The sequence below is a fragment of the Erythrobacter sp. F6033 genome (genome assembly GCF_023016005.1).
Classification (GTDB): domain Bacteria; phylum Pseudomonadota; class Alphaproteobacteria; order Sphingomonadales; family Sphingomonadaceae; genus Erythrobacter.
Genome location: NZ_JALKAZ010000001.1, coordinates 941034 through 962834, shown reverse-complemented (window position 1 = coordinate 962834; position 21801 = coordinate 941034). Strand labels below are relative to the sequence as shown.

Below are 21801 nucleotides of genomic sequence, written 5' to 3'. Positions count from 1 at the left end.
GTATGCACCTGTGAGCGTCCTTGCCCTAAGCTGGCGGGAAGCCGCGCGCTATAGCTGAAAACTCGCGCGTTGCAAGCGCTGCGCGCGCTCTGTAGCAGGTCCGCCAACACTTCATTGAGGGGATCACAAATATGACACTGCTTCCAGTAACGCTCGCCGCCGCCGCAGCCGCCGCGATTCTCAACATCTGGTTGATGATGCGCGTGGGCCGTGTGCGCAACGCGGAAAAGGTGTTTGTCGGCGATGACGGAAACGAGAATGTCATCCGCCGGATGCGTGCGCATTCCAACTTTATCGAGAGCGCACCCTTTGTTTTGATTCTGATCGCCGCCATCGAATTGACCGGCAAAGGGGACCAATGGCTCGCCTATGTTGCGGCTCTGTATATCCTGGGACGCATCGCACACGGTTTCGGCATGGATGGCGGATCGTTCGGCAAAGGCCGCATGATCGGCACCATCGTCACAATGTTGACGCTGCTCGGTCTTGCGGTGGTCGCGGTGCTGATCGGTGCGCGCGTGATGTAGCCGCTTCCTTGCGCACGGTTTCAAGCTTCTGATCTCTGCCTGCCATATCGCTCGGCAGACATATATCCCAAGCGAGACCAATACGCTCGAGCAGTTGAATAAACCGGTATCCCCAGTCGCTTTGGCCGGGTTTTAGCCCAATGCGGGCGCTGCCCGGATAGGCGTGGTGATTGTTGTGCCACGCCTCCCCCATGGTGATGAGGCCCGCCCACGGGACATCGTGCGCCTGCACGCCAGCCTCTTTGACGCGCCAGCTTTGCGGTCCGCGCCGATGCGCCAAATGGCCCACAAACCAGTGCCCATGCACGGTCAGCGCGACGCGGACAAACACACCCCAGACAACAAACGGCCAGCCGCCAAGCCAGAACAACAGCGCCGCGACAGGAATCTGATGCAGCATCCATGTCCGCTCCATCCATCGGATAAAGCGGCTTTGCTCAAGACGGCTTAGGTCGAATTCAGGCGGATTCTCCAACTTTAAAGTGCAATGCAACTGCCACCATGCATCGATGAGCATAGGGCGGCGATGGGCGAGATAATCGTGGCAGTCGCTTTGTCGCTGCGCCCAATCGCGCAGGTCATGGGTTCGCACGATCCAGATCGGTCCGCTCATTCCAGCGACAGTGCCGCACCAGATTAGAAACGGCCGCAGCCAGGGTGCTGTTTCAAAACTGCCATGGATCAGCAGCCGGTGAAATCCGACCGAGTGACCGAGGAGGAGCATAAGGCCTGTCAGACCCATGCCAACTGCGACCGCGGCAGGCGTAGTGAAGAACGGCACCATCGCGATGGCTGCAATGAGCATTCCGCCATTCCACATGCTGTGAACCGGATCCCATCGAACTTTGCCCTTTGCAGGATCCGCTTCGGGCGTCTCGACAATCCAGTTCACCTCGCATCTATCTCTGCCCTGATCGCGCTCCATGCTTCGACTCCATAGGTAATTAACGTATTACTTAATTACCTATGGCCTCTTGGAAGTATTTAAGCAACTGCTTATATGCCTCTTATCATGCAAAAAGTTTTCGAAGCCCTCGCCTCCGCTATCCGCCGCAAAATTCTGGCATATTTGTCCGAATCCGAGCTTACCGCCGGTCAGATTGCGGAGCGGTTCGACATATCAAAGCCCGCTGTGTCTCAACATTTGAAGGTGCTTGAAAACGCTGGCCTCGTCGAAAGCGAAAAGCGCGGGCAATATGTGCACTACCGCGTCGTTCGCGAAAATCTCGCAAACACACTCAACGGCTATGTGCAGGATGTCTGCCCCGTCGCCCGTCCGCTCAAGAAAGAAAGCAAGGCGCTGAGCAAGGCTGATCAAGACAAGACGTAATTGGTCACAGGCCCTTGATTTACTTTCCGAAATCCGGAACAATGAACTGGTTCAGGGGGGAAAGATGAGAACAATTGCGCAAATGTTCGCTGGCATGACGTTGTTTGTGCAGCTGATCTTGCTAATGCTTTTTACGGTTCTCGCATTCTCAATAACGGCAGGCGCTCTCGGCGGCTCACTGATGCTCATTGTCGGCCCAATTCTATATTTGGGCGTACTCTACCTCTGGGTGAAGCTGATACAGCGCTTTCTTGACCTCTGACGAGCCGCTCAAACCAGTTAAGACAAAGCGTAGTCGCTCACAAACGCATTGGTCTTACGTTCTTGGCCAAAAGTGCTGGTCGGACCGTGACCGGGAATAAACAGCACATCATCACCAAGCGGCCAGAGGCGCTGTGTAATCGCGTCGATCAAATCCTGATGATTGCCGCGCGGAAAGTCCGTCCGGCCGATTGAGCCCTGAAAAATCACATCGCCAACAATCGCAAACTTGCTCGGTGCGTGGAAAAACACGACATGGCCGGGCGTGTGTCCGGGACAGTGGATCACATCCAGCGTGAGTTCGCCAACGGTCACCGTATCGCCATGCTCCAGCCAACGATCGGGGGTGAAGCTCTTGGCCTCCATCCCGTATCGCGCGCCGTCATTATCGAGCTGCTCGATCCAGAACAGATCATCCTTGTGTGGCCCTTCGATCGGCAAGCCCAGTTCCTCGGCCAGCATGCCGGCCTGACCGCAATGATCGAGATGCCCGTGGGTGATCAGGATCTTCTCCAGCCCAACGCCCGCTTTGGCGACGCCTTCTTTCAATTTGTCGAGATCGCCGCCTGGATCGGTGAGCGCCGCCTTGTTCGTCTTGGTGCACCAGATCAGCGAGCAGTTCTGCTGAAGCGGAGTGACGGGAATGATAGCGGCTTTGATCGGAGGTGTCGGTTTGTCGGTCATGGAGGCTATGTGGGCTAAATCCGTCCACCTTTCCAGACCACGCGGCCAATAATCTCCACATCCTCTACGGCAACGCTAACGGGAGGATAAGCGAGGTTTTGGCTAAGCAATGCCAACCGCCCTGCCCCTGCACTTGCGACGCGCTTCACCATCAGGGTTTCGCCGAGCCGCACGACATGCACGCCATCGCGGAATGCGCGCGGCGTCCGGTCGACCAGAATTTCATCGCCATCATTAAGCAGCGGCTCCATCGAGTCCCCTTCAACCGAAATCACGGAAAGGTTCGCGCCTGACAGGCCTTGCTCCTCAAGCCAGCGCTGGGAGAAACGGAACGTGTCGAACGGGGCTTCATCGTCAGGTAGCGCCCCCGGGCCCGCCGACGCGCTGATATCGATCCGAGGCACATGGACGAAGCCCGATTCGGTCGAAGACGGTGCAGCGTTATAGGAATTTCCCTTAACCATAGTGCCTGACAGTTCATTTTGATCGACACCAAAGAACTGCGCCAGCTTGCCGCGATCCCCCTCTTCCAGCTTTCTAGGCGTACCGCGCTTGATAAACTGTTGGAGATAGGCGGAATTTCGGCCGATCATCTCGGAAAGGCTGCTTAGGCTAACGCCGCGTTCGCGTGACAATTCGAGCAAACGCGCCCGTTCCGGTGACATATCAGACTGTGGCATAGTCGCCCTTTCCTCATCAGGAGCGCTCTCGACCCCTTCATTTTTCCTATAGCATAGGATTTTTCCTAGACAAGTAGGATTTCACTTGGAACATTAAGTGAACATTGAGCGATTCGCTCTGTCACTTTGAACCATACGGGGACCGATATGCTGATCCGGAAAGTCGAAAAATTCCTGCGCGCCCACGACATGCCAGCGACCAAGTTCGGGCGGCTTGCCGCGCATGACCCGCGCTTTGTGCTCGATCTGCGCATGGGTCGGATACCGCGCGCAGCGACCGAAGCGCGCACTCTGCGCTGGATGGAACAGTTCGAAACCGCCGCTCAAACACAATCATCAGTCCAGACCGAGGAACTCGCACCATGCTGACCGACACACTGATCCGCCCCGCACCGCTCGAAACCAAATCGGCAGATGCCCCCTCGCGCCCGGCCCCGACGCTAAGGGCGCGCCGCTATCGCCCGCGCCGCACCATTGCGGACAGGGTGCGCGAGGCGCTGATCACGCTTTCAGAAGGCCGTGCAAGCGTGCTTTCACACGAGGAGAAAGCGTGGGCCTCGATCACTTTCGCGGGCACGCGGCACGAAATGATGCTCGACTTTGACGGCAAAGAGGCTGTCGAGGTCGGTGAAGAGTTCATCGCAAATCTGCCCGAACATGAATTCCACATCCCCGGCCAACTCGTCGCGGAAGCCACCATCCGCGAAGTCGATCACCGCTTTAACGGCGATGACGAGCGTATGGTGGTGACAGCGGTTCTGTTGTTGCTCGAAGAGAGTTAACGGGCCGAAGGCCCGCAAGCGCGACTGCGCGCCCGCAGCGGGTGTAGCTTGCTGCACGTATAGCGAGGACGCAGGCCCGGATGGGCCTGCGCCAATCAGATTCTCCGGATCACTAGGTTCCGGATCTCGGTCATGTCTTCCATGGCGAAGCGGATGCCTTCGCGGCCGAGACCGGAATCTTTCACACCGCCATAGGGCATGTTGTCGACGCGATACGATGACACATCGTTGATCACTACACCGCCGACTTCGAGTGTATCCCATGCATCGAGCACTTGGTGCAGATCGCGGGTGAAGATGCCAGCCTGAAGGCCAAATTTGGAATGGTTCACCTGCTCCAGAGCCTCTTCAAAGTCGGAGAATTTGGACAGGTTGGCGAGCGGTCCGAACGCTTCTTCCCAGTTCGCGTCAGCCGTCGCCGGAACGCCTTCGAGCAGCGTTGCCTCCAACATATTGCCGTTCGAAAGACCGCCGCCACACAGCAAGGTTGCGCCCGCTGACACGGCATCGTCGATCCAGCCTTTGAGCCGCCCTGCTTCACCGTCCGAAATCATAGGGCCGATAAATGTGTCGCGGTCTTTCGGATCGCCCGCGACGAGCGCTTTCGTCTTGGTGACCAGCATTTCCTTGAAGCGATCATAGATGTCTTCGTGAATGATAATCCGCTGCACACCGATGCAGGATTGGCCGGACTGGTAGAACGCACCAAAGATGATCCGCTCCAGAGCGTGATCGAGATCGGCATCCTTATCGACGATCACAGCGGCATTACCGCCGAGTTCGAGGATAACAGGTTTCTTGCCAGCCTTGGCTTTCAAATCCCAACCAACACCGGGCGAACCGGTGAAGCTGAGCAGTTTGAGCCGCTCGTCAACGGTGAACAGATCTGCACCGTCGCGGCTTGCCGGAAGGATCGAAAACGCACCTTCGGGAAGGTCGGTTTCTGCCAGAACTTCGCCCATGATCAAAGCGCCTAGCGGCGTCTTTGACGCTGGCTTCATCACGAACGGGCAGCCCACTGCAATGGCCGGCGCAATTTTGTGCGCGGCGAGATTGAGCGGAAAATTGAACGGCGAGATAAAGCTGCACGGCCCGATCGGCACGCGCTTCCACATGCCCATATATCCCTTGGCCCGCGCGCTGATATCGAGCGGCTGGACCTCGCCATAATTGCGGGTCGATTCCTCTGCGGCAATCTGGAACGTGTCGATCAAACGGTCGACTTCGCCTTCGGCATCCTTAATCGGCTTTCCGGCCTCGACGCACAGCGAATAGGCAAGCTCGTCATACCGCTCGCGGAACCGTTTTACGCAATGTTCCAGTACAGCCTTGCGTTCAAAACTCGCCATTTTTGCCATCGGCTGGGTCGCGCGGACCGCGCCTGCAATCGCTTCCTCAATCACATCCGGCGTCGCCAGAGCGGTACGAAACGCAACCTCCCCGGTGAACTTATCGGTCACCTTAAGATCGGTGTTCGGCTGAGCCGCCTTGTTGTTGAGATAGAGCGGATAGGTGTCTTTTAGCTGGGGCATCTGGTGTGTCCTTTCATCCCTATCAATCTCACAACTTCGCGCTCAGTTCCTTGATATCGTGATTTAATATCTGATCATTCTCGGTATAATCGACCGGGCAATCGATCAAATGGACACCGGGCGTGTCGCGGCAATGGGCCAGCACTTCGGTGAGATGCTCGCTGCTCTCTACACGGTGGCCGTGGCCGCCATAACTTTCGACATATTTGACGAAGTCTGGATTGCCATAGGTCAGGCCGTAATCGTCAAAACCCATATTGGCCTGTTTCCAGCGGATCATACCGTAGGCATCATCGCGCAGGATCAGGACAGTAAGGTTAAGACCTAGGCGGACCGCAGTCTCAAGCTCCTGAGAGTTCATCATAAACCCGCCGTCACCGCAGATCGCCATAACCTTGCGCTCCGGATAGAGCATCGCGCTCATCATCGCGCTGGGCAGGCCTGCGCCCATTGTCGCGAGCGCATTGTCGAGCAGCACGGTGTTGGGCAGATACGCGGTATAACCGCGCGCGAACCAGATTTTGTAGATACCATTGTCCAGACAAATGATGCCATCACGCGGCATGCAATCACGCACTTGCTGAACCAGATGCGGCGGGAAGATCGGGAAACGGGTGTCAGCTGCCAATGCTCCTGTGTGGTCAAGCTCCGCCTGATGATAGGCCAGCATATGATCGAAATTCCAACTGCGGTTCGGGCTGATATCTTCTTTCATCTGCCAGATCGCATTGGCGATATCGCCAATCAATTCGACTTGCGGGAAGTAGACCGGATCAACCTCTGCTGTGCGGGTCGACACGTGGATCACGGTTACGCCGTTATCGTGCATGAAGAATGGCGGTTTCTCGATCACATCGTGGCCGACATTGATGATGCAGTCTGACGCTTCCACAGCGCGGTGAACGAAGTCCCCCGCCGAAAGAGCCGCGCAGCCGAGGAATTTCGGATGGCGTTCGTCAATAACACCCTTGCCCATTTGCGTGGTCAGGAACGGAATGCCGGTCTTTTCGACGAATTGTTCCAGCATCCGGCCACACAATTTGCGGTTCGCGCCTGCACCAATGACCAGAACGGGGTTCTTCGCCGCCTCAACCGCTTTGACGGCCGCGCGAACAGCTTTGGATTCCGCCGAAGGACGACGCGCCACGCTCTTGGGCAGCGGCTTGAAGTCTTCGGTCGGTTCTTCGGCAATGTCTTCGGGCAGCTCGATCAGAGTCGCACCCGGCTTTTCCTCTTCGGCCAGACGGTACGCCTCGCGCACGCGGCTTGGGATGTTGTCACCCGCAGCAATCTGGATTGAGTACTTCGTCACCGGCTCCATCAGGGACACGATATCGACGATCTGGAACCGGCCTTGCTTCGATTTCTTGATCGGTTTCTGGCCTGTGATCATCAGTACGGGCATGCCGCCTAGCTGGGCATAGGCTGCGGAGGTCACAAAATTGGTCGCGCCTGGGCCAAGCGTCGCCACGCAGACGCCGGTTTTGCCGGTGTGGCGGCCATAGGTCGCCGCCATAAAGCCCGCGCCTTGCTCGTGACGGGTCAGGATCAGTTTGATCCTGTCCGATTTTCCGAGGGAATCGAGGAAATCCAGGTTTTCTTCACCTGGTACGCCAAAGATGTACTCGCAACCTTCGGCTTCGAGACAGTCGATGAACACGTCAGACGCTTTTTTGGTCTCAGTCATTTCAAATTCCCCCCTTGTTCGAGAACGTGCCACTGCATCGGGGCACCAGGCACTACACCTCAATGTTCTCTCAAATCGCCCGAACGGTTACATTCACAATGCCCGGTCAGGCTTGCACGCAGTAGTGCCTGCAAACACCATGCATGAATTGGACGAATGCGCCAATTGTTTGGGGTCAATATCCGATGCGAGGATCGAAAACCGGGGCAACAGGTTCGCCGCGTAGATATTTGTCGAGATTGTCCAAGAACCGGTCTGCGCTGCGAATAAACATCTTGTCCTGCGCGCGGCCCGAAAGGTGCATACTGATATGTGCATTGTCGAGCGACCAGAGCGGGTGGTCTTCGGGTAAAGGTTCCGGCGTCGTCACATCAAGGAACGCCCCGCCAATTTTTTTGCCTTCAAGCGCGCTGACGAGAGCGGGTTGATCGATCACGGCACCACGCGCGATGTTCACGATCACCGCGTCAGACTTCATTGCGGCGATCTCGTCTGCTCCGATCATCCCATCGGTTTCAGGCGTCGCAGGCACAGCCAGGATGACCCAATCAAACTCGCTCAATTTTGCGCGCCATTCATCGGGAGTAAGCACACCTTCCCCGCCCGAACGCCGAACCACCGTTACATCGACATCGAACGCCTCAAGGCGCGGTTTGATCAGTTTTCCGATCGCACCATAGCCCAGCAAGAGCGCTTTCGACCCGGACAGCTCGCGTTTTCCGGGGCTATCAAGCAACCATTCGCGCCGTTCCTGTGCGCGCATGACCTCGCGGTATCCCTTGGCGATATTGAGCATACCCATCACGACATATTCGGCGATGGTTATCGCATTGATCCCCGCCCCGTTGGTGACGGTGATATTGCGATCAATCAGGACATCCATCGGCAGAAAATCGAGGCCCGCATAGATCGAATTGAGCCATTTGAGTTCAGTCGCCGCTTCGAGCGATTTGACCATGTCGTCTTTGTTGTTGGAATCGAACCAGCCGATCTCGGCGCCCTTAACCGCTTCAACCGCTTCTTCGGGGGTCATAAACCAGCGCACGTCAAGTTCGGCTGGCAAGCGCGGTTCAAGCAAGGGGCGGATAAGTCCTGAAATTGCGAGAATTGTCACCAGTCAATTTCCTTTCCATTGATACGAAGATCACAATCCGATCCTTCGCACCAGAAGATGACGTGGTCATCTAGCATCTCAAATTTGCTTGGCGGCGTATCACCCTCAGCGATGACGGATATTTCAGCGGTTGCGCTAGGAGCTAAATCGAAGCGTGTAGCCCAAGGCTCTACTACTAGCACAACGTCCTTGGATTGCCTGTTGGTCAGCCTGAAGACTTGGCTTTGCGTCAACTCAGTTTCCACTCCCAGCCGAGCGGATCACCGTCCATTGCCTCGACGCCTTTCGCCGAGAGTTCGTCACGGATAGCGTCCGAGGCGGCAAAGTCTTTTTCTGCGCGCGCGGTCTTGCGGCGGGTCAGCGCGTCTTCAATTTCCGTTTCGGTGATTTCGGCAGTCTTGGGCCGGATGCGCAGATCGGTGCGGGACAGATCGAACAGGCCGAGACCAAGAACGCCGTCCATATATTCGATCACGGCGCGCTTGATTGCCGCATCGACTTTTTTGACGGCTAGCGCGTCTTCGATGGCGGTCAGCGCGATTGGCGTGTTGAGATCATCCGCAATCGCCTCTTCGAACTTTGCCAATGGGGCAGCGAATTTTGGATGTTCGGCCATTGGTTGCGATTCTGCGTCAGACAGACGCTCGACCGCCATGACCATACGTTTAAGGCGCGTGAGGGCGGCATCCAGTCCTTCCCAGCTGAACTCCAACTCGCTGCGATAATGCGCCTGAAGGCACATCATCCGATACGCGAGCGGGTGATACCCTTTGTCGATCAGCAATTGCAGACGCAGGAACTCGCCCGAGGATTTGGACATCTTGCCCGAACGCTCGACGAGGAAATTGTTGTGCATCCAGATCTTTGCGCCGGAATTGGTCGCTTCGCTTAAGCCGCCGCAGCCGCAGAAAGCCTGATTTTGCGCAATCTCGTTCGGATGGTGAATTTCGCGGTGGTCGATCCCGCCGGTGTGAATGTCGAACGGAAAGCCCAGTAGCTTTTCGCCCATGACCGAACATTCCAGATGCCAGCCGGGTGCGCCCTTGCCCCACGGGCTGTCCCATTCCATCTGACGCTTTTCGCCAGCGGGCGTTTTGCGCCAGATTGCGAAATCTGCGGCGTTCCGTTTGCCCTCAACGGTATCGATGCGGCCTTCACCCTCTTCGGTCACAGCGCGCGCGAGGCGGCCGTAATCCTCAATCGTGGTTGTATCGAAATAGAGGCCTGTTTCGCATTCGTAGCAGTGCTTGTCCGCGATGCTTTTCGCGAATTCGATCATCTCTTCGATGTAATCGGTCGCGACAGACCATTTGGCCGGCTGGCGAATGTTGAGCGCCTTCACATCGGCCCAATAGGCTTGCGTATAATGTTGCGCGATGTCCCAGATCGACTGCGCCTTTTGCGCCGCCATCTTCTCCATCTTATCCTCACCCGCATCGGCATCATCGGTAAGGTGCCCGACATCGGTGATGTTGATGATATGGGTCAGCTTCAGCCCCTTATGACTGAGCGCACGGCCAAGGATGTCGGCAAAAACATAGGCGCGCATATTGCCGATATGCGGATAGTTGTAGACCGTCGGCCCGCAGGTATAGACGCGCGCTTCGCCGGAATGGACAGGCTCGAATGCTTCGATCTGGCGGGTCAGGCTGTTGAACAGCTTTAGCGGGGTGTCAGTCATGGCGCGAAGCCATGCACACGCACCGTGCCACTGGTCAAGAGATCACCGCTCACTCCGCCGGTTCAAGCTCTTCTTCGTTCTCTTCCTCGCCCTCTTCTTCCTCGTCCTCCGCGAACCAGAAATCTTCGTTGCCTGCACCAGTAACCGGCTCATCCAGCAATGGATCTTCCTGTTGCTCGGGATCCTCGCGCAGCTCGACAAGGATCGTAGAAACCGTGTCAGTAAGAGGGCTATCCTCTTCCACCTGGTCATCAATGAGGTCGCGGATTGGGCCATCATCAGGACCCGGGTCATTTGTAGTTGGCGGAGTGGTCGTCACCACGCAGCTCGTTGGGTCACCCAGCAAACACCCGTTCACAGTGGAGGCCGGATCGAAGTCAGTTGGTGCAGTCAGTAAAGCGACCGCATCGAGACCCGTAGACCCATCAATCACGCCGTTGATCACAATCCCAACATCGGCATTCGACGAATTGATCGTCAGGGTATCGGCGACTATGCCGCGCCGATCAGGGAAGTCGGTGCCGGACCCGCTGTTTTCGATCAGGATGTTTCCATCAACGTTGAACGTGATATTTGAACCAAGAATATAGCCATCCGGGCGCGGTGACGTGGCGGCTTGGCCCAGCAGATCCTCGATCTCAGCAAAGGTCAGTCCAGCAAGATTGGCCTGGTTCGCCCCGCTTGCGGCAATGATCGAATCTGCGGTCATCCCGATAAGGCCGGTCACCGCGCCGTTTGTATCTTCAAGCCTGATTGTCGCGTTTTCAGCGTCAATCGTGATCAGATTTGCGGCATCAATTGCCAGCAATCCATCGGGACTCAGCCCGGTCATCAAGAGGTTGCCCAGGATGTTCACATCGTTGGTCGCTTCAAGGAACAGGCCGCCGAAATTCGCGATATTGCCATCATTCGGTGTGCCCGTTCCCTGCCCAGCCAGAACATTCAGATCACCGACATTGATATTGCCTTCACCAGTGGTGAGGCCTGTAGCGGTGATAGTGATATCGCCGCCGCTGTGCACGCGCGAGAATTCATCATTGTCGAGCTCAAATCCGGTCGATGTTCCGGCTGGGCCGCCAAGCTGGATATCACCAACGGTTCCGATCAGGATCGAAGTGGTCAGATCGCTCCGTCCAAGCGCACCCGAAGTGCCGATATTGATGTCAGCCGATTCCGTTTGCATCGTCGCGCCGGACGCTGTCGCTTGCAGATCAATCAAGCCGCCTGCGGTCATCGCCAGATTGCCAGCAGCCGAAACCACCGAGTTGATCAAAATGTCCGTCCCAGCCGTAATGGTAATGTCGCCGCCATTCACAGTAGTGATTTGCTGCACACCCTGACTGCCCGGAGGCGGCCCGCTCGCTGTACCAACAGCGGTGGCCGCAACATTGATTGTGGAGGACCCGCCGCTGGCCAAGATGACATCGCCATTCGCCGAAATGCCTTCGGTCGCTAGGTTGCCATCGACAGCAATATCGACGTTCCCATCAGTCGCATTCGCGGCGACAGCCAAATCATCAGTCGATCGGATGAACACGCTTTGGCCATCGGCTGACAACAGGCCGCTCATAATCGCGTCGCCCACGTTGATCGCGCCATTGGTGGCCTCAAGCGTCGCGGCGATGCCTGACAGCGTGCTGATCGCGATACCTCCATCGCCTTGGACATTGATATCGCCCGAGCCGGATTGAGCGCCCGCAAGGCTTGTCACATCGACTTCTCCGCCGGTTTCGATGGTGACATTGGTACCAGCATTGAGCGTGCCGACTGTGATATCGGCAGCTCCGGTTGACCGTAGAGTGACAAGTTGATCGGAATTGAGCGAGTTCGAGACGATCACATCGCTTGATGTGATCGAGATTTCGGACACGGCGTCGATGTCGTCTACGAGGAATCCGCCTGCGCTGGCGATCACACCCGCACCTGCATCAATGCTCTGGCCGATAGTAGCGTTCTGGGATGACAGAATAACGCCAAAGCCCGCTTCGAAATCGTTGAAGGTCAACCCTCCGCCGCTCGATATCGTTATCGCACTTGAGGCTGTGATGTCGTTCAGAGTGACATTGCTTCCTGCCACAATATCGACCTCGGACAAATCGACAGCAATATCGTTGAAGTCGACCGTGGAGGATGCGCGTATCGTGACATCACCGCCGCTCGAAATGTTGACGCCCGATACCGAAGCATCGCTGGATTCCAGCACCACGCCGTTCGATCCGGTGATGTCTCCTGTCGCTGTTATCTCTTGACCAGCGAGGAAATCGATCATGTCGATGGATTCCGCGCTCGTGAAGTCGATACGTCCGCCTGCGGTCGCGGCAAAGTCGCCGCCTTGGACAAGCGCCGTAGCAAAAGCGATATCGCCATCTGCATCCATCGTCAGGCTGCCCAACACACTGGTAGCACCCGAAATGCTGATCGAGCCGAGGGCATCGAGGCTGCTGCCCCCTGCCCCAGCACTAATCGTAGCGCCGGTAATATTGAGATTGCCGCTGCCCGTTACACCAGTGGGTGTATTGAAATCGGTAAGGAGAGAAATCGTCGAACCGGCAATGAGATTGACGAAATCAATCTGAGTGCCCTGAACGTCGATCAAGCCGCCTGCGGTTGAGTTACCGAGGTCCACTATGTCACCGGCGATGACAACATCACCGCCTGTGATGATCGAGTTCAATCCGGTCGTGAAATTGCCGCCAGCGGTTGCAGTGAAATCGGTTCCTGCTTCGGCATGGTCGATGAAGATCGATGAATCAGCCGAAAGCGTGACGGAGGTGGCGGCATCGATCCGATCACCCTGGATCAGTCCGCCTGCCTGAAGGTCCACCAGTTGCGAGCTGTCGACCGCATCAAAGACGATGTCATCGCCAGCCACGGCGGTGAAGTCTCCATTTTGCGCAACTAGCGTGCCGAAGCCAATGCCGCCTGTCGCCTGAAGCGCAATGCCGCCTGCAACGCTGACCGTGCCAGAACCGTCAATATCGCCCGCCGTCGCAATAAGCGAAAGATCGCCGCCCACGGTCCCGTTGTTGAATGTAACAGAAGCGCCCGATACCGACGTATCGCCGCCGCTGATCGCGTTGCCGATAGATGGCGTTCCCGTTGCAGTGACAGAAATCGCTCCGTTGGCATTGAGAGTGCCGGCGGCGGTGACATCTGTGCCGCCGCTTATGCCGATGTTCGATCCCGAACTTGTTTCAGCGCCAAACAGAATGGAGTTTGCTTGGCCTGCATTGGTCGTGTCGAACACGATTGCGAAAAGATCGACTCCTGTGCCGCTGGAAGTGGCTGAATCAAGTGCGACCGAACCATCCGCATCGATGATCACATCGTCGCCTGCGGCGATACTTGCGAGGCTTGCATTCCCAAGGCTCCGGATCGCCAGATCCTCACCTGCCGAAAGCGATCCGGTTGCGGAAACATCACCGCCAGACAGAAGTGCGATTGTGCCAGCAGTCGGCGTCGCAGCAGAGGTGGCGGCCGAAATAAGCGCGATGTTGCGCGCCGCGCTGATTAAGATGTCGCCGCTATTAGCCGTCAATGTTCCGGCGTTGATATCGCCATTGGCACCGCCTGCCGTAAGGCTGATCCCTGAACCCAGCGCCGTGTTTGAAACGTCGCCCACAGTGACGGACCCCGCGGTAGCAGTCAGATCGACGTTCCCGGCTGCATCGATGTTACCGACATCAATGATCTGGGCTTCGAGCGAGACGCTGCCGCCACTATCGATATCGCCGGGACCCATATTGGCACCAATTGTGCCATTCGTTGCGGTCAGCCCAATCGCATTCGGCGACGTGAGAAGATCGAAGAAAATATCGCTCGCGCTATTGAGGGTAATATTCGCCGCATCGACCGTATTAAGAGAGATAAACTGAGCATCAATCTGCGCTGTAGCACCTGCCGTTAGATCACCTCCGATAGCGTCCGTGCCAGCGAAGAAACTGATGTCGTTGTCTGCGTTTATCGTGGTGAAATCGATGGTGCTGTTCGAGTCTGCGGAAACATCACCGGTAACGGTGATATCGCCCAAGACCACGGACCCGCCATCAACGAAAACACCGACGGCGCTGTCTGTAAAATCGAGCTGTGCAATCGTGCCCGCCGACAGCACAATATTGGTGCCCGGCACTATCGCGGTTCCTATGCGGAGGCCATCTCCAGTCGAAACATTGATGTTGCCAGTGCCGATCGAGAGCAAATCGACATTGAAGAAGCCCGGCACGTTATAGAGCGCTTCGAGCGCTCCGCCTACATCCTCAGCCCGTGTCAGCTGCCCGTCTGTTACAATAGCGGCGGCGCTCAGATCCTGCCCGACACTTATGCCGATATCGTTGACGCTGGTCAGCGTACCGCTTCCAACGAGGCTTCCAGCGGCATCGATTACGATCTGACCGCTGGTAATTGCGGCGTCGAGAAGATCGACATTTCCGGTGAGACTGCGAGCGGTGAATGTGTTCGCAGCGTTCAACGTCGTCGCAATTCCGTTGGTGCCCATTACGATATCGTTGCGGGTCGTAATCAGGATATCGTTTGCGTTGACGGTGCCCTGCTGGATGATCAATTCGATCACATCGTTGTTGCTGGCCTGACCAATCTCAATGACGTTGTCGGCCATGATATTGCCGATGCAGATATTGCCCTGGAAACAGCCCATCGAAAGCAGGCCATTATCGTCGGAGACAAATCCCATCGCGACTGGTGCATCGTTGATATCGAGCGCAATCGAGCTCGCCATGAACGTACCGTCCAGACCGTCGATCGCATTTGCCGAACCAATGATCGCGGCATTATTTGCGTTGAGTGTTCCGTTGACCACCAGCGATGCGATCGGAGTGGACGGAATGCTGAGCAGGTTTGTCAGTCCGCCTGCCTGCAGGTCGATCGCGCCGACACCGTTGAACGGATCGAGCGGGTTTGGCGCGGTGGATGGGTTGTTCGCGCTTGTGATGGTCGCTCCGGCATCTACGATAATGTCATCGCCGGTTTGAACGAACACGCGGTTGTCAGCATTTGTGCTTGAACCTGCCGCAAAGCGGGCGACACCGCCTGCGCGCACAACTATGTTTGAATAGGAATTGAGCGACCCGGTGATCAGCGCATTTGCGATTGGATCATACAGCGGAATTCCCGCTGCGCTATTGAGACCAGCATCGATTGTGATGCCGCTGATATTCGAACTGAACTGCGGGCCGGTCGCGGTCGCATTGTTGACCGTTACACTGCCGCCTGCCTCGATAACGATACCCGGTATCCCGCGGACATCGTCAACATTGATTGAACCGTTTGCGAGCAGGAACACTTCAAAGCCAGAGAGGATCGATCCGGATTGTGCGTCGATGTCGCCGCCTGCACTGGTGTTGATATTGCCCGTCACATCGAGCGAAATTGCACCAGTTGCATTGTTGGTGTGCGTAACAACAATGTTGCCATTAGCGTTGAGCGTTGCTTGGCCGCCCACCACTATGGACTCGTTTCCGTCGAGCGTAAGTGTCACGTCCCCGCCAAGCGCCTGAAGCAACAGATTGCCGGCGATAACACCCGCTCCCAAATCGACTGAAGACCCTGTAAGCGTAAGGTCATCTCCAACTGAGTAGGTGCCAATCGTCGGCGTGCCATTAGCATCAACTGTAAGATCAGTTGCCGCCTGCGCATTGCCGATTGTCGCATCACCTAGCGTCGCCGTGACGTTGACTGCCTGACCGCGCGAGATTGCACCTGCCACATCAACCGACGCCGCATTGAGGCTGAGCCCGCCATCCGTAGCAAAAGTGCCGCCGGTCAACACGCCGCCAATCGTGAGTGTCGCCGGACCCAGCAGTGCATCGAACGACGCTATCGACGCGTCTCCGGTTACATCAATTGTGGTTCCCGGGCTGACAACATTCGAAACAAGGTTTCCAGCGGTCAGGTTGCCGGTCACATTGATATCGAGCTGATTGCCCGATGTCGCGTCACCGATTATTGTGTTGCCAGCCGCGATTATGTCGATGTCCGAAGAGTTCGACGTACCCGACAGGGTCAAGTCGCCCGCAGTCAATGCACCGGCTGAATCCAGCGCAATTCCGAAGTTCGTATTTGAGATATTCCCGACTGTGAGATCGCTTATGGAAGTGACGAGGTTTACGGGCCCTGTGTCAACCACCGTGACATCGCCGATGCTGATCGCTTCTGCCTGAATATCGATACCGTTATCGGTAACGATGTTTCCGCCTGAAATCGTGGCACTATCAATATCAATCCCCCGCCCCGAGGTGAGGGATGTGAAATCGACATTGCCGCCAGCGTCCAGATTTATAGCGATACCGCGAATATCGCGGCCAAGAGCATCGACCGCTCCAAGGGTAATGTCAGTCCCAGCAGTAACGGTGAAAATGCGGGTAATGACGTCGCCGAGTGTTACCGATGTGCCTGCGGTAAAGGTTGAGCTGGCGGTGACCTGATCCGTGGTCACTGCGCCGCCATTGATGGCGCCGGTAGCGTCGAGCGTTACTGTGTTGTCACCCGATAGCGAGGTAAAGCCGATATCTCCGCCCGCATTGAAAGTGAGCGTTGAAGCCGCAGATGCCGAATTGAAGGCAATGTTACCATTCGCGTCGGCCGCAAAGCTTGTCCCCGCGCTGAGCGATCCGAAACCGATATCTCCGGTGGCATCAAGATCAATCGCGCCTGCGACATCAATCACTCCGGTGCCGCTAATATCTCCAGCGGTCGCATTCAGACGAAGAGTGCCGCCAACGTCGCCATTGTCCAACGTGATGTTGTCAGCGGTGATGGATGTCTGCCCACCTGAGACTGCGTTACCCACGACAGCATCGCCGTTTCGCGCAGTCAGGGTGACGCTCTGATTGGTTGATTCCACAGATGCTATATCAATCGATCCCGCGTCGAGCGTTACGATACTGATCGGGCCGAGGCCCCTGAAAGCGCCGCCAGTCAGCGCCCCGGTTACGTTGACATTGAGCAGATTGTCGACGGTCATGCTTGTGATATCTGCATCACCGCCAACGATGATGCGGCTGGTCGCAACCGTTGTGTTGCCCGTAATGTTTCCGGCATCAAGATTGCCGGTTACGTTCCAGGTCAATCCGCCCGTGTCGACATCTCCGACGACTGCATCGTTGCCAGCGCCAATATTGATCGTCGAGGCCGCATTGACCGCGCCGATGGACAAGTCGCCGGGCGTATCCAGCTGAATAATATTGCCAGTCAAATCGCCGGTTGAAAGCGTGCCAGTGAAGGCGTCGATATCGATATTGCCAATGTCCTCAATCGTCACATTGCCAATGTCGATCGTGTCGGCCTGAAGCACGACATTTGCATCAACAATCAAATCACCGCCGACAATCGAGGCTGCGTCGATCCTGATCTGACGATCAACATCAATCGTGGTGTAAGCCGCTGTCGTCCCTGCATCGATCACAACATCGGCGGTTCCACCAGTAGTCGTGAGAGAACCGATAGTGGTGGCTGCGACAGAGTTGGAAATGAACGAACTGGTTGTCGCAGTGCCGAGGATTATCGAACCCGCCGCATCCAAGTTGACCGAAGAAGCGGAATTGAGCGTAGCGATGTCCAGATCGCCAACGGTCGTCAGAATGTTTGCGATGAAGCCCGCATTGAGCGTTTCGATATCGACGCTTCCGCCGTTGATTGTCACAAGCGAACCGCTGGTGACGGTATCGACATCGATCACGCCAGCAGGTGCACCTGTAGAGTCGATGTTTATAAACTGGGCCGAATTGGCATCGACACCGGTGATGTTCCCGATTGCATCAATGTCGATATTGCCGTTGAGCGATACGAGGTTGCCGAAAGTGATGTCTTGAGCTGACAACATGTCGATCGCATCGACGACGCTGCTGCCGGTGACAGTTCCCGTGCTCGTGCCGGTAATCGAACCTGTTCTTGAAGTCAGGCTGGCAACGGAACCCGCCGTGATATCGTCATATGCGATAGTGCCCGCGTCAACAGTTACGGCCGCACCCGAAACGATGTTGGTGCCGTCGCCGCCCACAAAAGCAAGGCCGGCATTTGCGACAATCGCACCGGTCCCATCGATTGTGTTCAAGTCGCCAGTGTTGTTCGTGTGAGCAAACCCGATATTGCCAGATGCGGTAAGCGTGGTTGTGCCGCCAACGACAATTTGACCATCCGCGTCGAAATCAAAATCGATGCTGCCTTGGACGTTGGCATTCACAGCTCCTGTGACCGTAATCGGGCCGCTGTCCGAGCTGATCGTCAACAATCCGGTGGTTGTTCCGGTAGTCCCCAGCGAAGAGACGCCCAACGATCCGAGAGTAATCAATCCTGCCGGGTCAGCGGAACCGTCAGTGATCGCGATCTGCCCCGCGCTACCTGTGCCGGTTATGTTGCCGCTGCCGCCAAAAGCGCTGGCATTGATGTTGAGGTTGCCGAATGTGATTACGCCCGGGCTACCATCAATCGTCGTGATCGTTGGTGTTCCACCGAATGCGTCACCCCCGGCGCCATCCAGTCCCAATTGTGTCAGACCGTCATCACCGCCGATGCCCCCGGCACCGCCAGCACCAATCGCGCTCATATCGACATTTGTGCCTGTGATCGTCCCACCGGCGGCAACCAACTGGGGTGATCCGCCTGTGCCCACTCCACCGGCACCACCATCTCCTGCGAAACCACCGAGCCCCATGTCGATAAACCCGCCAGAGCCGCCTGCGCCGCCATTACCGGACACAGAAAGGTTCGCACCAACACTTGCGGAAGAAAGGGTTAGAGTGGAACCGCTATCCGCCCGCAAAATTGCATCACCGCCCGTACCATCACCGCCGGCTCCGCCATCGCCTGCGATCAGGCCGCTGAAATTGGCTGCACCGGCACCGCCATTGCCGCCATTGCCTCCAGCCGAGAGATTGAACAGATCGGTATCAAAATCGAAAGTCGCGCCCGTACCGCCAATGCCAAAGGACGCTGTGCCGCCAATGCCGTTGCCACCAGCACCGCCATCACCGCTATCGGTCAGAGAGGCTTCGGTTCCGCCTACACCGCCATTGCCGCCTTGGCCGCTGGTATCGAGGAAAAGCGTCGATAGGTTATCAAGCAACGCTCCTGTGCCCGAAACCGACAGGGTAATATCGCCGCCCTGTCCCACTCCGCCAACGCCGCCAGTGCCGCTAAAGCCCCCATCACCGCCATTGCCACCATTGCCACGAGCCGCAATTGAGACAGCCGTCAGACTGGTCAGATCGGTAGAGCTGGTGATCGAAACTACGCCGCCTGTGCCAGCGCCGCCACGCGCACCCGGTTCAAAGAAACCACCGGTTGCTCCGTCCGCTCCGGTGCCATTGGCCTGAACAAAAATCTGACCGAGATCGAGCGTTCCGGTGCCGCTATTCGCAATTGTGATGTCGCCCGCGACCGCATCCTGCGTGTCCGGATCTGCATCCGCAGATCCAGCCGTGGCCGTTGCGCTTGAAAAGACGGTCAATGATGGTGCGGAGAACACTCCATCGGTCACGGAGATATTGACCGCGCCGCCTGTGGAGTCGCTTCCGATCACAGGAAGCGCCCCGCCGACCGAAGATCCAAACGGATCAAGCGCGGCATCGGCCTGCGTCGACACGCCCATAAAGCCGTTCGAGCCGACGCGTGTGTTTTCTCCGGTGATGGCGATGTTCACCAATCCACCGGTCGCGGTACCCGATTGGAAACCCCCAAAACCGGCTTGAGCATTGGCCCGCATTTGCCAAACGCCGCCAGCGATGATTTCTCCGCCCAGCGAAGCATTGATGTTGATTGTGCCCCCAACCGCATCTCCGCCAACGCCAGTCGGCGCAGTGTCATCGGTGCCAAGTGCGTTTGCATTCAGATCGAGATTTCCGCTGACGAGCAGGCCGCTGATGCTGGAATCGTCGTTTCGACCCGCATCATCGACCGTGATGTTGATCGTCCCACCAGTACCGCCCTCGCCCGCTCCGACAGTCAGGTTTCCGTTCACGTTGATGTTGGCGCCGGATGTCGCGCTGATTGCAACGGATTGGTCCGCATCGGCAAACACCTGAACCTGCTGGGTGGCAGAGCCAAAAGTCAGATCGTTGCCCTGACCATCAACGGCAAAGGCAATCTCACCAGTCGCGTCGATATTAACCGATGAATTGATGTTACCCGCTCCAAAGGTGATATCGCCCGAATTGGCTTGAGTTCCGTCACCAGCAGATAGGAAAATGGTGCCATTGCTGGCGAAAGCTGTTGAAGCATCATCATAACCAATGCTGCCACCAAGCAGCAGGTTCACAGCGGCGTCTTGCCCTTGAGCTGCTATGCTGATGCCGCGATTGGGGTTGTCTGCAACGGTCGCGCCGCCGGTTGAGCCGGTATGGACGATACCATTTGCATCGTCGGTGCCGACATTCACGCTGATGCTGAACAAACCGCCCGCGACCGAAATTTCTGCCTGCTCGGCACCCACATACGCGATGTTGCCACCGGCTCTTACTGTGCCGCCTTGTTCGATCCGTGGAGCGACCAAAATGACATCATCAACAGCGTCAATGGTTGCGCCGCTTTCGATGACGACTGCAGTATCTGGCTCTGCGACACCTCCGAAACTGATCGTCGATGTGATCGCGCTGATTTCGCTGCTGGTAAGCACGAGGCTGCCGACATCAAAGGATCCAGTCGGGCCCACCACAATGCCGCCGGGGCTGTAAAACCAGACGTTCCCGCCGCTAACTACACCGCTCAATACATCACTTGTGACACTGCCGTCGATCCGCACTGCACTGTCGATGCCGGGGGTAAATATCCGGTTCAACACAGTGAAGTCACTCTGATCGCTGGTGAAACGCAGATTTCCTCCGGCAGCTAGAAAATCGACCGTATTGCCAGCCGAACCTGCGGCGAATGTTTCCCAATTGATGATCGCTTGGGAAGAGAAAAGCTCAACAACATCCTCCGCGACACCCGGCGTAAAATCCACGTCCGACCCGAAGTAATTTGCAGTCGCCAGCACATTGATTCCGGGCGTGTTCGTATCACCCGGGAGCGTCGCTGGTGTACTCGAAGCCGGCGTTACGGACCGAATGCCGACGCTGTTTACCGTTGGCTGCTTGGTGACAGGTTGCGGAGCGGGTGCCGGCGGGGAAACGGGCTGCGGCGCGACCGGTCTGTCCAGCGTGATGCCGCGTTCCATGACTATACGCTCATTCGCAATCGGGGTGGGTAGCGGGCGAGGTTTAACGGGCGGCGGTGGAGCGGTTTCGCGCGGCGCGCGCATTCGAAGCGGGCGAATGCCGCCAGGGCCACCGCTAACCAGTGAGGGATCCAAATTTGCGCGAGAGTTCACAATCGGCCCGGACTGAGCGGCCACAGGTTCGGCAAGCGTCGCAGTCATCGCAATGGCCGCAGCCAGGACTGACCCGGAACCGAGCCAGCGTTTACGTTTAACTGCGGCCCGTGCGCTCATCGCTGTGAATTCAGCTGCGCTGAGTTTGGCATTCTTCATCATTTCCCCCGGGCGTCATGCACTGACGCTGCCCGCTTCGAGCG

13 protein-coding genes are annotated in these 21801 nt (G+C 56.9%); 5 read left to right on the top strand and 8 right to left on the bottom strand.

Going from position 1 to position 21801, the window contains the following annotated elements:
- Nucleotides 1-131: 131 nt before the first annotated feature.
- On the top strand, nucleotides 132-527 hold the full coding sequence (locus tag MWU39_RS04440; protein WP_247158766.1) for an MAPEG family protein: 396 nt from the start codon (nucleotides 132-134) through the stop codon (nucleotides 525-527).
- On the opposite strand, the gene MWU39_RS04435 is transcribed toward MWU39_RS04440, so the two are convergent.
- On the bottom strand, nucleotides 463-1452 hold the full coding sequence (locus MWU39_RS04435) for an acyl-CoA desaturase (protein ID WP_247158765.1): 990 nt from the start codon (nucleotides 1450-1452) through the stop codon (nucleotides 463-465). The genes MWU39_RS04440 and MWU39_RS04435 overlap by 65 nt on opposite strands.
- Nucleotides 1453-1539: 87 nt before the next feature.
- On the opposite strand from MWU39_RS04435, the gene MWU39_RS04430 reads away from it, so the two are divergent.
- Together MWU39_RS04430 and MWU39_RS04425 are read left to right on the top strand one after the other, a co-directional pair.
- The gene (locus MWU39_RS04430) at nucleotides 1540-1857 is read left to right on the top strand and encodes a metalloregulator ArsR/SmtB family transcription factor (protein WP_247158764.1); all 318 of its coding nucleotides are present in this window, start codon (nucleotides 1540-1542) and stop codon (nucleotides 1855-1857) included.
- 64 nt (nucleotides 1858-1921) lie between these two features.
- Entirely contained in the window at nucleotides 1922-2119 is a 198-nt protein-coding gene (locus MWU39_RS04425; RefSeq protein ID WP_247158763.1) for a hypothetical protein, read from the top strand.
- 17 nt (nucleotides 2120-2136) lie between these two features.
- Here the strand turns inward: MWU39_RS04425 and MWU39_RS04420 are convergent, their stop codons facing one another.
- Together MWU39_RS04420 and MWU39_RS04415 are read right to left on the bottom strand one after the other, a co-directional pair.
- Nucleotides 2137-2802, bottom strand: a complete 666-nt coding sequence (locus MWU39_RS04420; protein WP_281501069.1) for an MBL fold metallo-hydrolase — start codon at nucleotides 2800-2802, stop codon at nucleotides 2137-2139.
- Between the two features lie 14 nt (nucleotides 2803-2816).
- A complete protein-coding gene (locus tag MWU39_RS04415) occupies nucleotides 2817-3482 on the bottom strand; it encodes a LexA family transcriptional regulator (RefSeq protein ID WP_247158762.1) in 666 nt (221 codons plus the stop codon).
- A gap of 147 nt (nucleotides 3483-3629) precedes the next feature.
- Between MWU39_RS04415 and MWU39_RS04410 the strand changes: the two genes are divergently transcribed.
- Nucleotides 3630-3851 carry a hypothetical protein gene (locus tag MWU39_RS04410; RefSeq protein WP_247158761.1) on the top strand — a complete coding sequence of 74 codons (222 nt, stop codon included), beginning with the start codon at nucleotides 3630-3632 and terminating at the stop codon, nucleotides 3849-3851.
- On the top strand, nucleotides 3845-4264 hold the full coding sequence (locus MWU39_RS04405) for a hypothetical protein (protein WP_247158760.1): 420 nt from the start codon (nucleotides 3845-3847) through the stop codon (nucleotides 4262-4264). The genes MWU39_RS04410 and MWU39_RS04405 overlap by 7 nt, the downstream gene beginning before the upstream one ends.
- 95 nt (nucleotides 4265-4359) lie before the next feature.
- Here MWU39_RS04405 and MWU39_RS04400 read toward each other — a convergent pair whose 3' ends face one another.
- The 5 genes from MWU39_RS04400 to MWU39_RS04380 form a co-directional block, all read right to left on the bottom strand.
- The gene (locus MWU39_RS04400; RefSeq protein WP_247158759.1) at nucleotides 4360-5796 is read right to left on the bottom strand and encodes an aldehyde dehydrogenase family protein; all 1437 of its coding nucleotides are present in this window, start codon (nucleotides 5794-5796) and stop codon (nucleotides 4360-4362) included.
- A gap of 28 nt (nucleotides 5797-5824) precedes the next feature.
- Entirely contained in the window at nucleotides 5825-7483 is a 1659-nt protein-coding gene (locus MWU39_RS04395; RefSeq protein ID WP_247158758.1) for an acetolactate synthase large subunit, read from the bottom strand.
- Between the two features lie 175 nt (nucleotides 7484-7658).
- Nucleotides 7659-8597: a D-2-hydroxyacid dehydrogenase gene (locus MWU39_RS04390; protein WP_247158757.1), complete on the bottom strand. Its 939-nt coding sequence runs from the start codon at nucleotides 8595-8597 to the stop codon at nucleotides 7659-7661.
- A gap of 229 nt (nucleotides 8598-8826) precedes the next feature.
- Nucleotides 8827-10278, bottom strand: coding sequence for a cysteine--tRNA ligase (gene cysS, locus MWU39_RS04385; RefSeq protein WP_247158756.1), 1452 nt, complete (start codon nucleotides 10276-10278; stop codon nucleotides 8827-8829).
- Nucleotides 10279-10327: 49 nt separating this feature from the next.
- Nucleotides 10328-21760: a hypothetical protein gene (locus MWU39_RS04380; protein ID WP_247158755.1), complete on the bottom strand. Its 11433-nt coding sequence runs from the start codon at nucleotides 21758-21760 to the stop codon at nucleotides 10328-10330.
- Between the last annotated feature and the right edge of the window lie 41 nt (nucleotides 21761-21801).

Excerpts from the sequence above, each read along its gene's own strand:
- MWU39_RS04440 (WP_247158766.1), top strand. The coding sequence starts at position 132 with ATGACACTGCTTCCAGTAACGCTCGCCGCCGCCGCAGCCGCCGCGATT.
- MWU39_RS04435 (WP_247158765.1), bottom strand. The coding sequence starts at position 1,452 with ATGGAGCGCGATCAGGGCAGAGATAGATGCGAGGTGAACTGGATTGTC.
- MWU39_RS04430 (WP_247158764.1), top strand. The coding sequence starts at position 1,540 with ATGCAAAAAGTTTTCGAAGCCCTCGCCTCCGCTATCCGCCGCAAAATT.
- MWU39_RS04425 (WP_247158763.1), top strand. The coding sequence starts at position 1,922 with ATGAGAACAATTGCGCAAATGTTCGCTGGCATGACGTTGTTTGTGCAG.
- MWU39_RS04420 (WP_281501069.1), bottom strand. The coding sequence starts at position 2,802 with ATGACCGACAAACCGACACCTCCGATCAAAGCCGCTATCATTCCCGTC.
- MWU39_RS04415 (WP_247158762.1), bottom strand. The coding sequence starts at position 3,482 with ATGCCACAGTCTGATATGTCACCGGAACGGGCGCGTTTGCTCGAATTG.
- MWU39_RS04410 (WP_247158761.1), top strand. The coding sequence starts at position 3,630 with ATGCTGATCCGGAAAGTCGAAAAATTCCTGCGCGCCCACGACATGCCA.
- MWU39_RS04405 (WP_247158760.1), top strand. The coding sequence starts at position 3,845 with ATGCTGACCGACACACTGATCCGCCCCGCACCGCTCGAAACCAAATCG.
- MWU39_RS04400 (WP_247158759.1), bottom strand. The coding sequence starts at position 5,796 with ATGCCCCAGCTAAAAGACACCTATCCGCTCTATCTCAACAACAAGGCG.
- MWU39_RS04395 (WP_247158758.1), bottom strand. The coding sequence starts at position 7,483 with ATGACTGAGACCAAAAAAGCGTCTGACGTGTTCATCGACTGTCTCGAA.
- cysS (WP_247158756.1), bottom strand. The coding sequence starts at position 10,278 with ATGACTGACACCCCGCTAAAGCTGTTCAACAGCCTGACCCGCCAGATC.
- MWU39_RS04380 (WP_247158755.1), bottom strand. The coding sequence starts at position 21,760 with ATGATGAAGAATGCCAAACTCAGCGCAGCTGAATTCACAGCGATGAGC.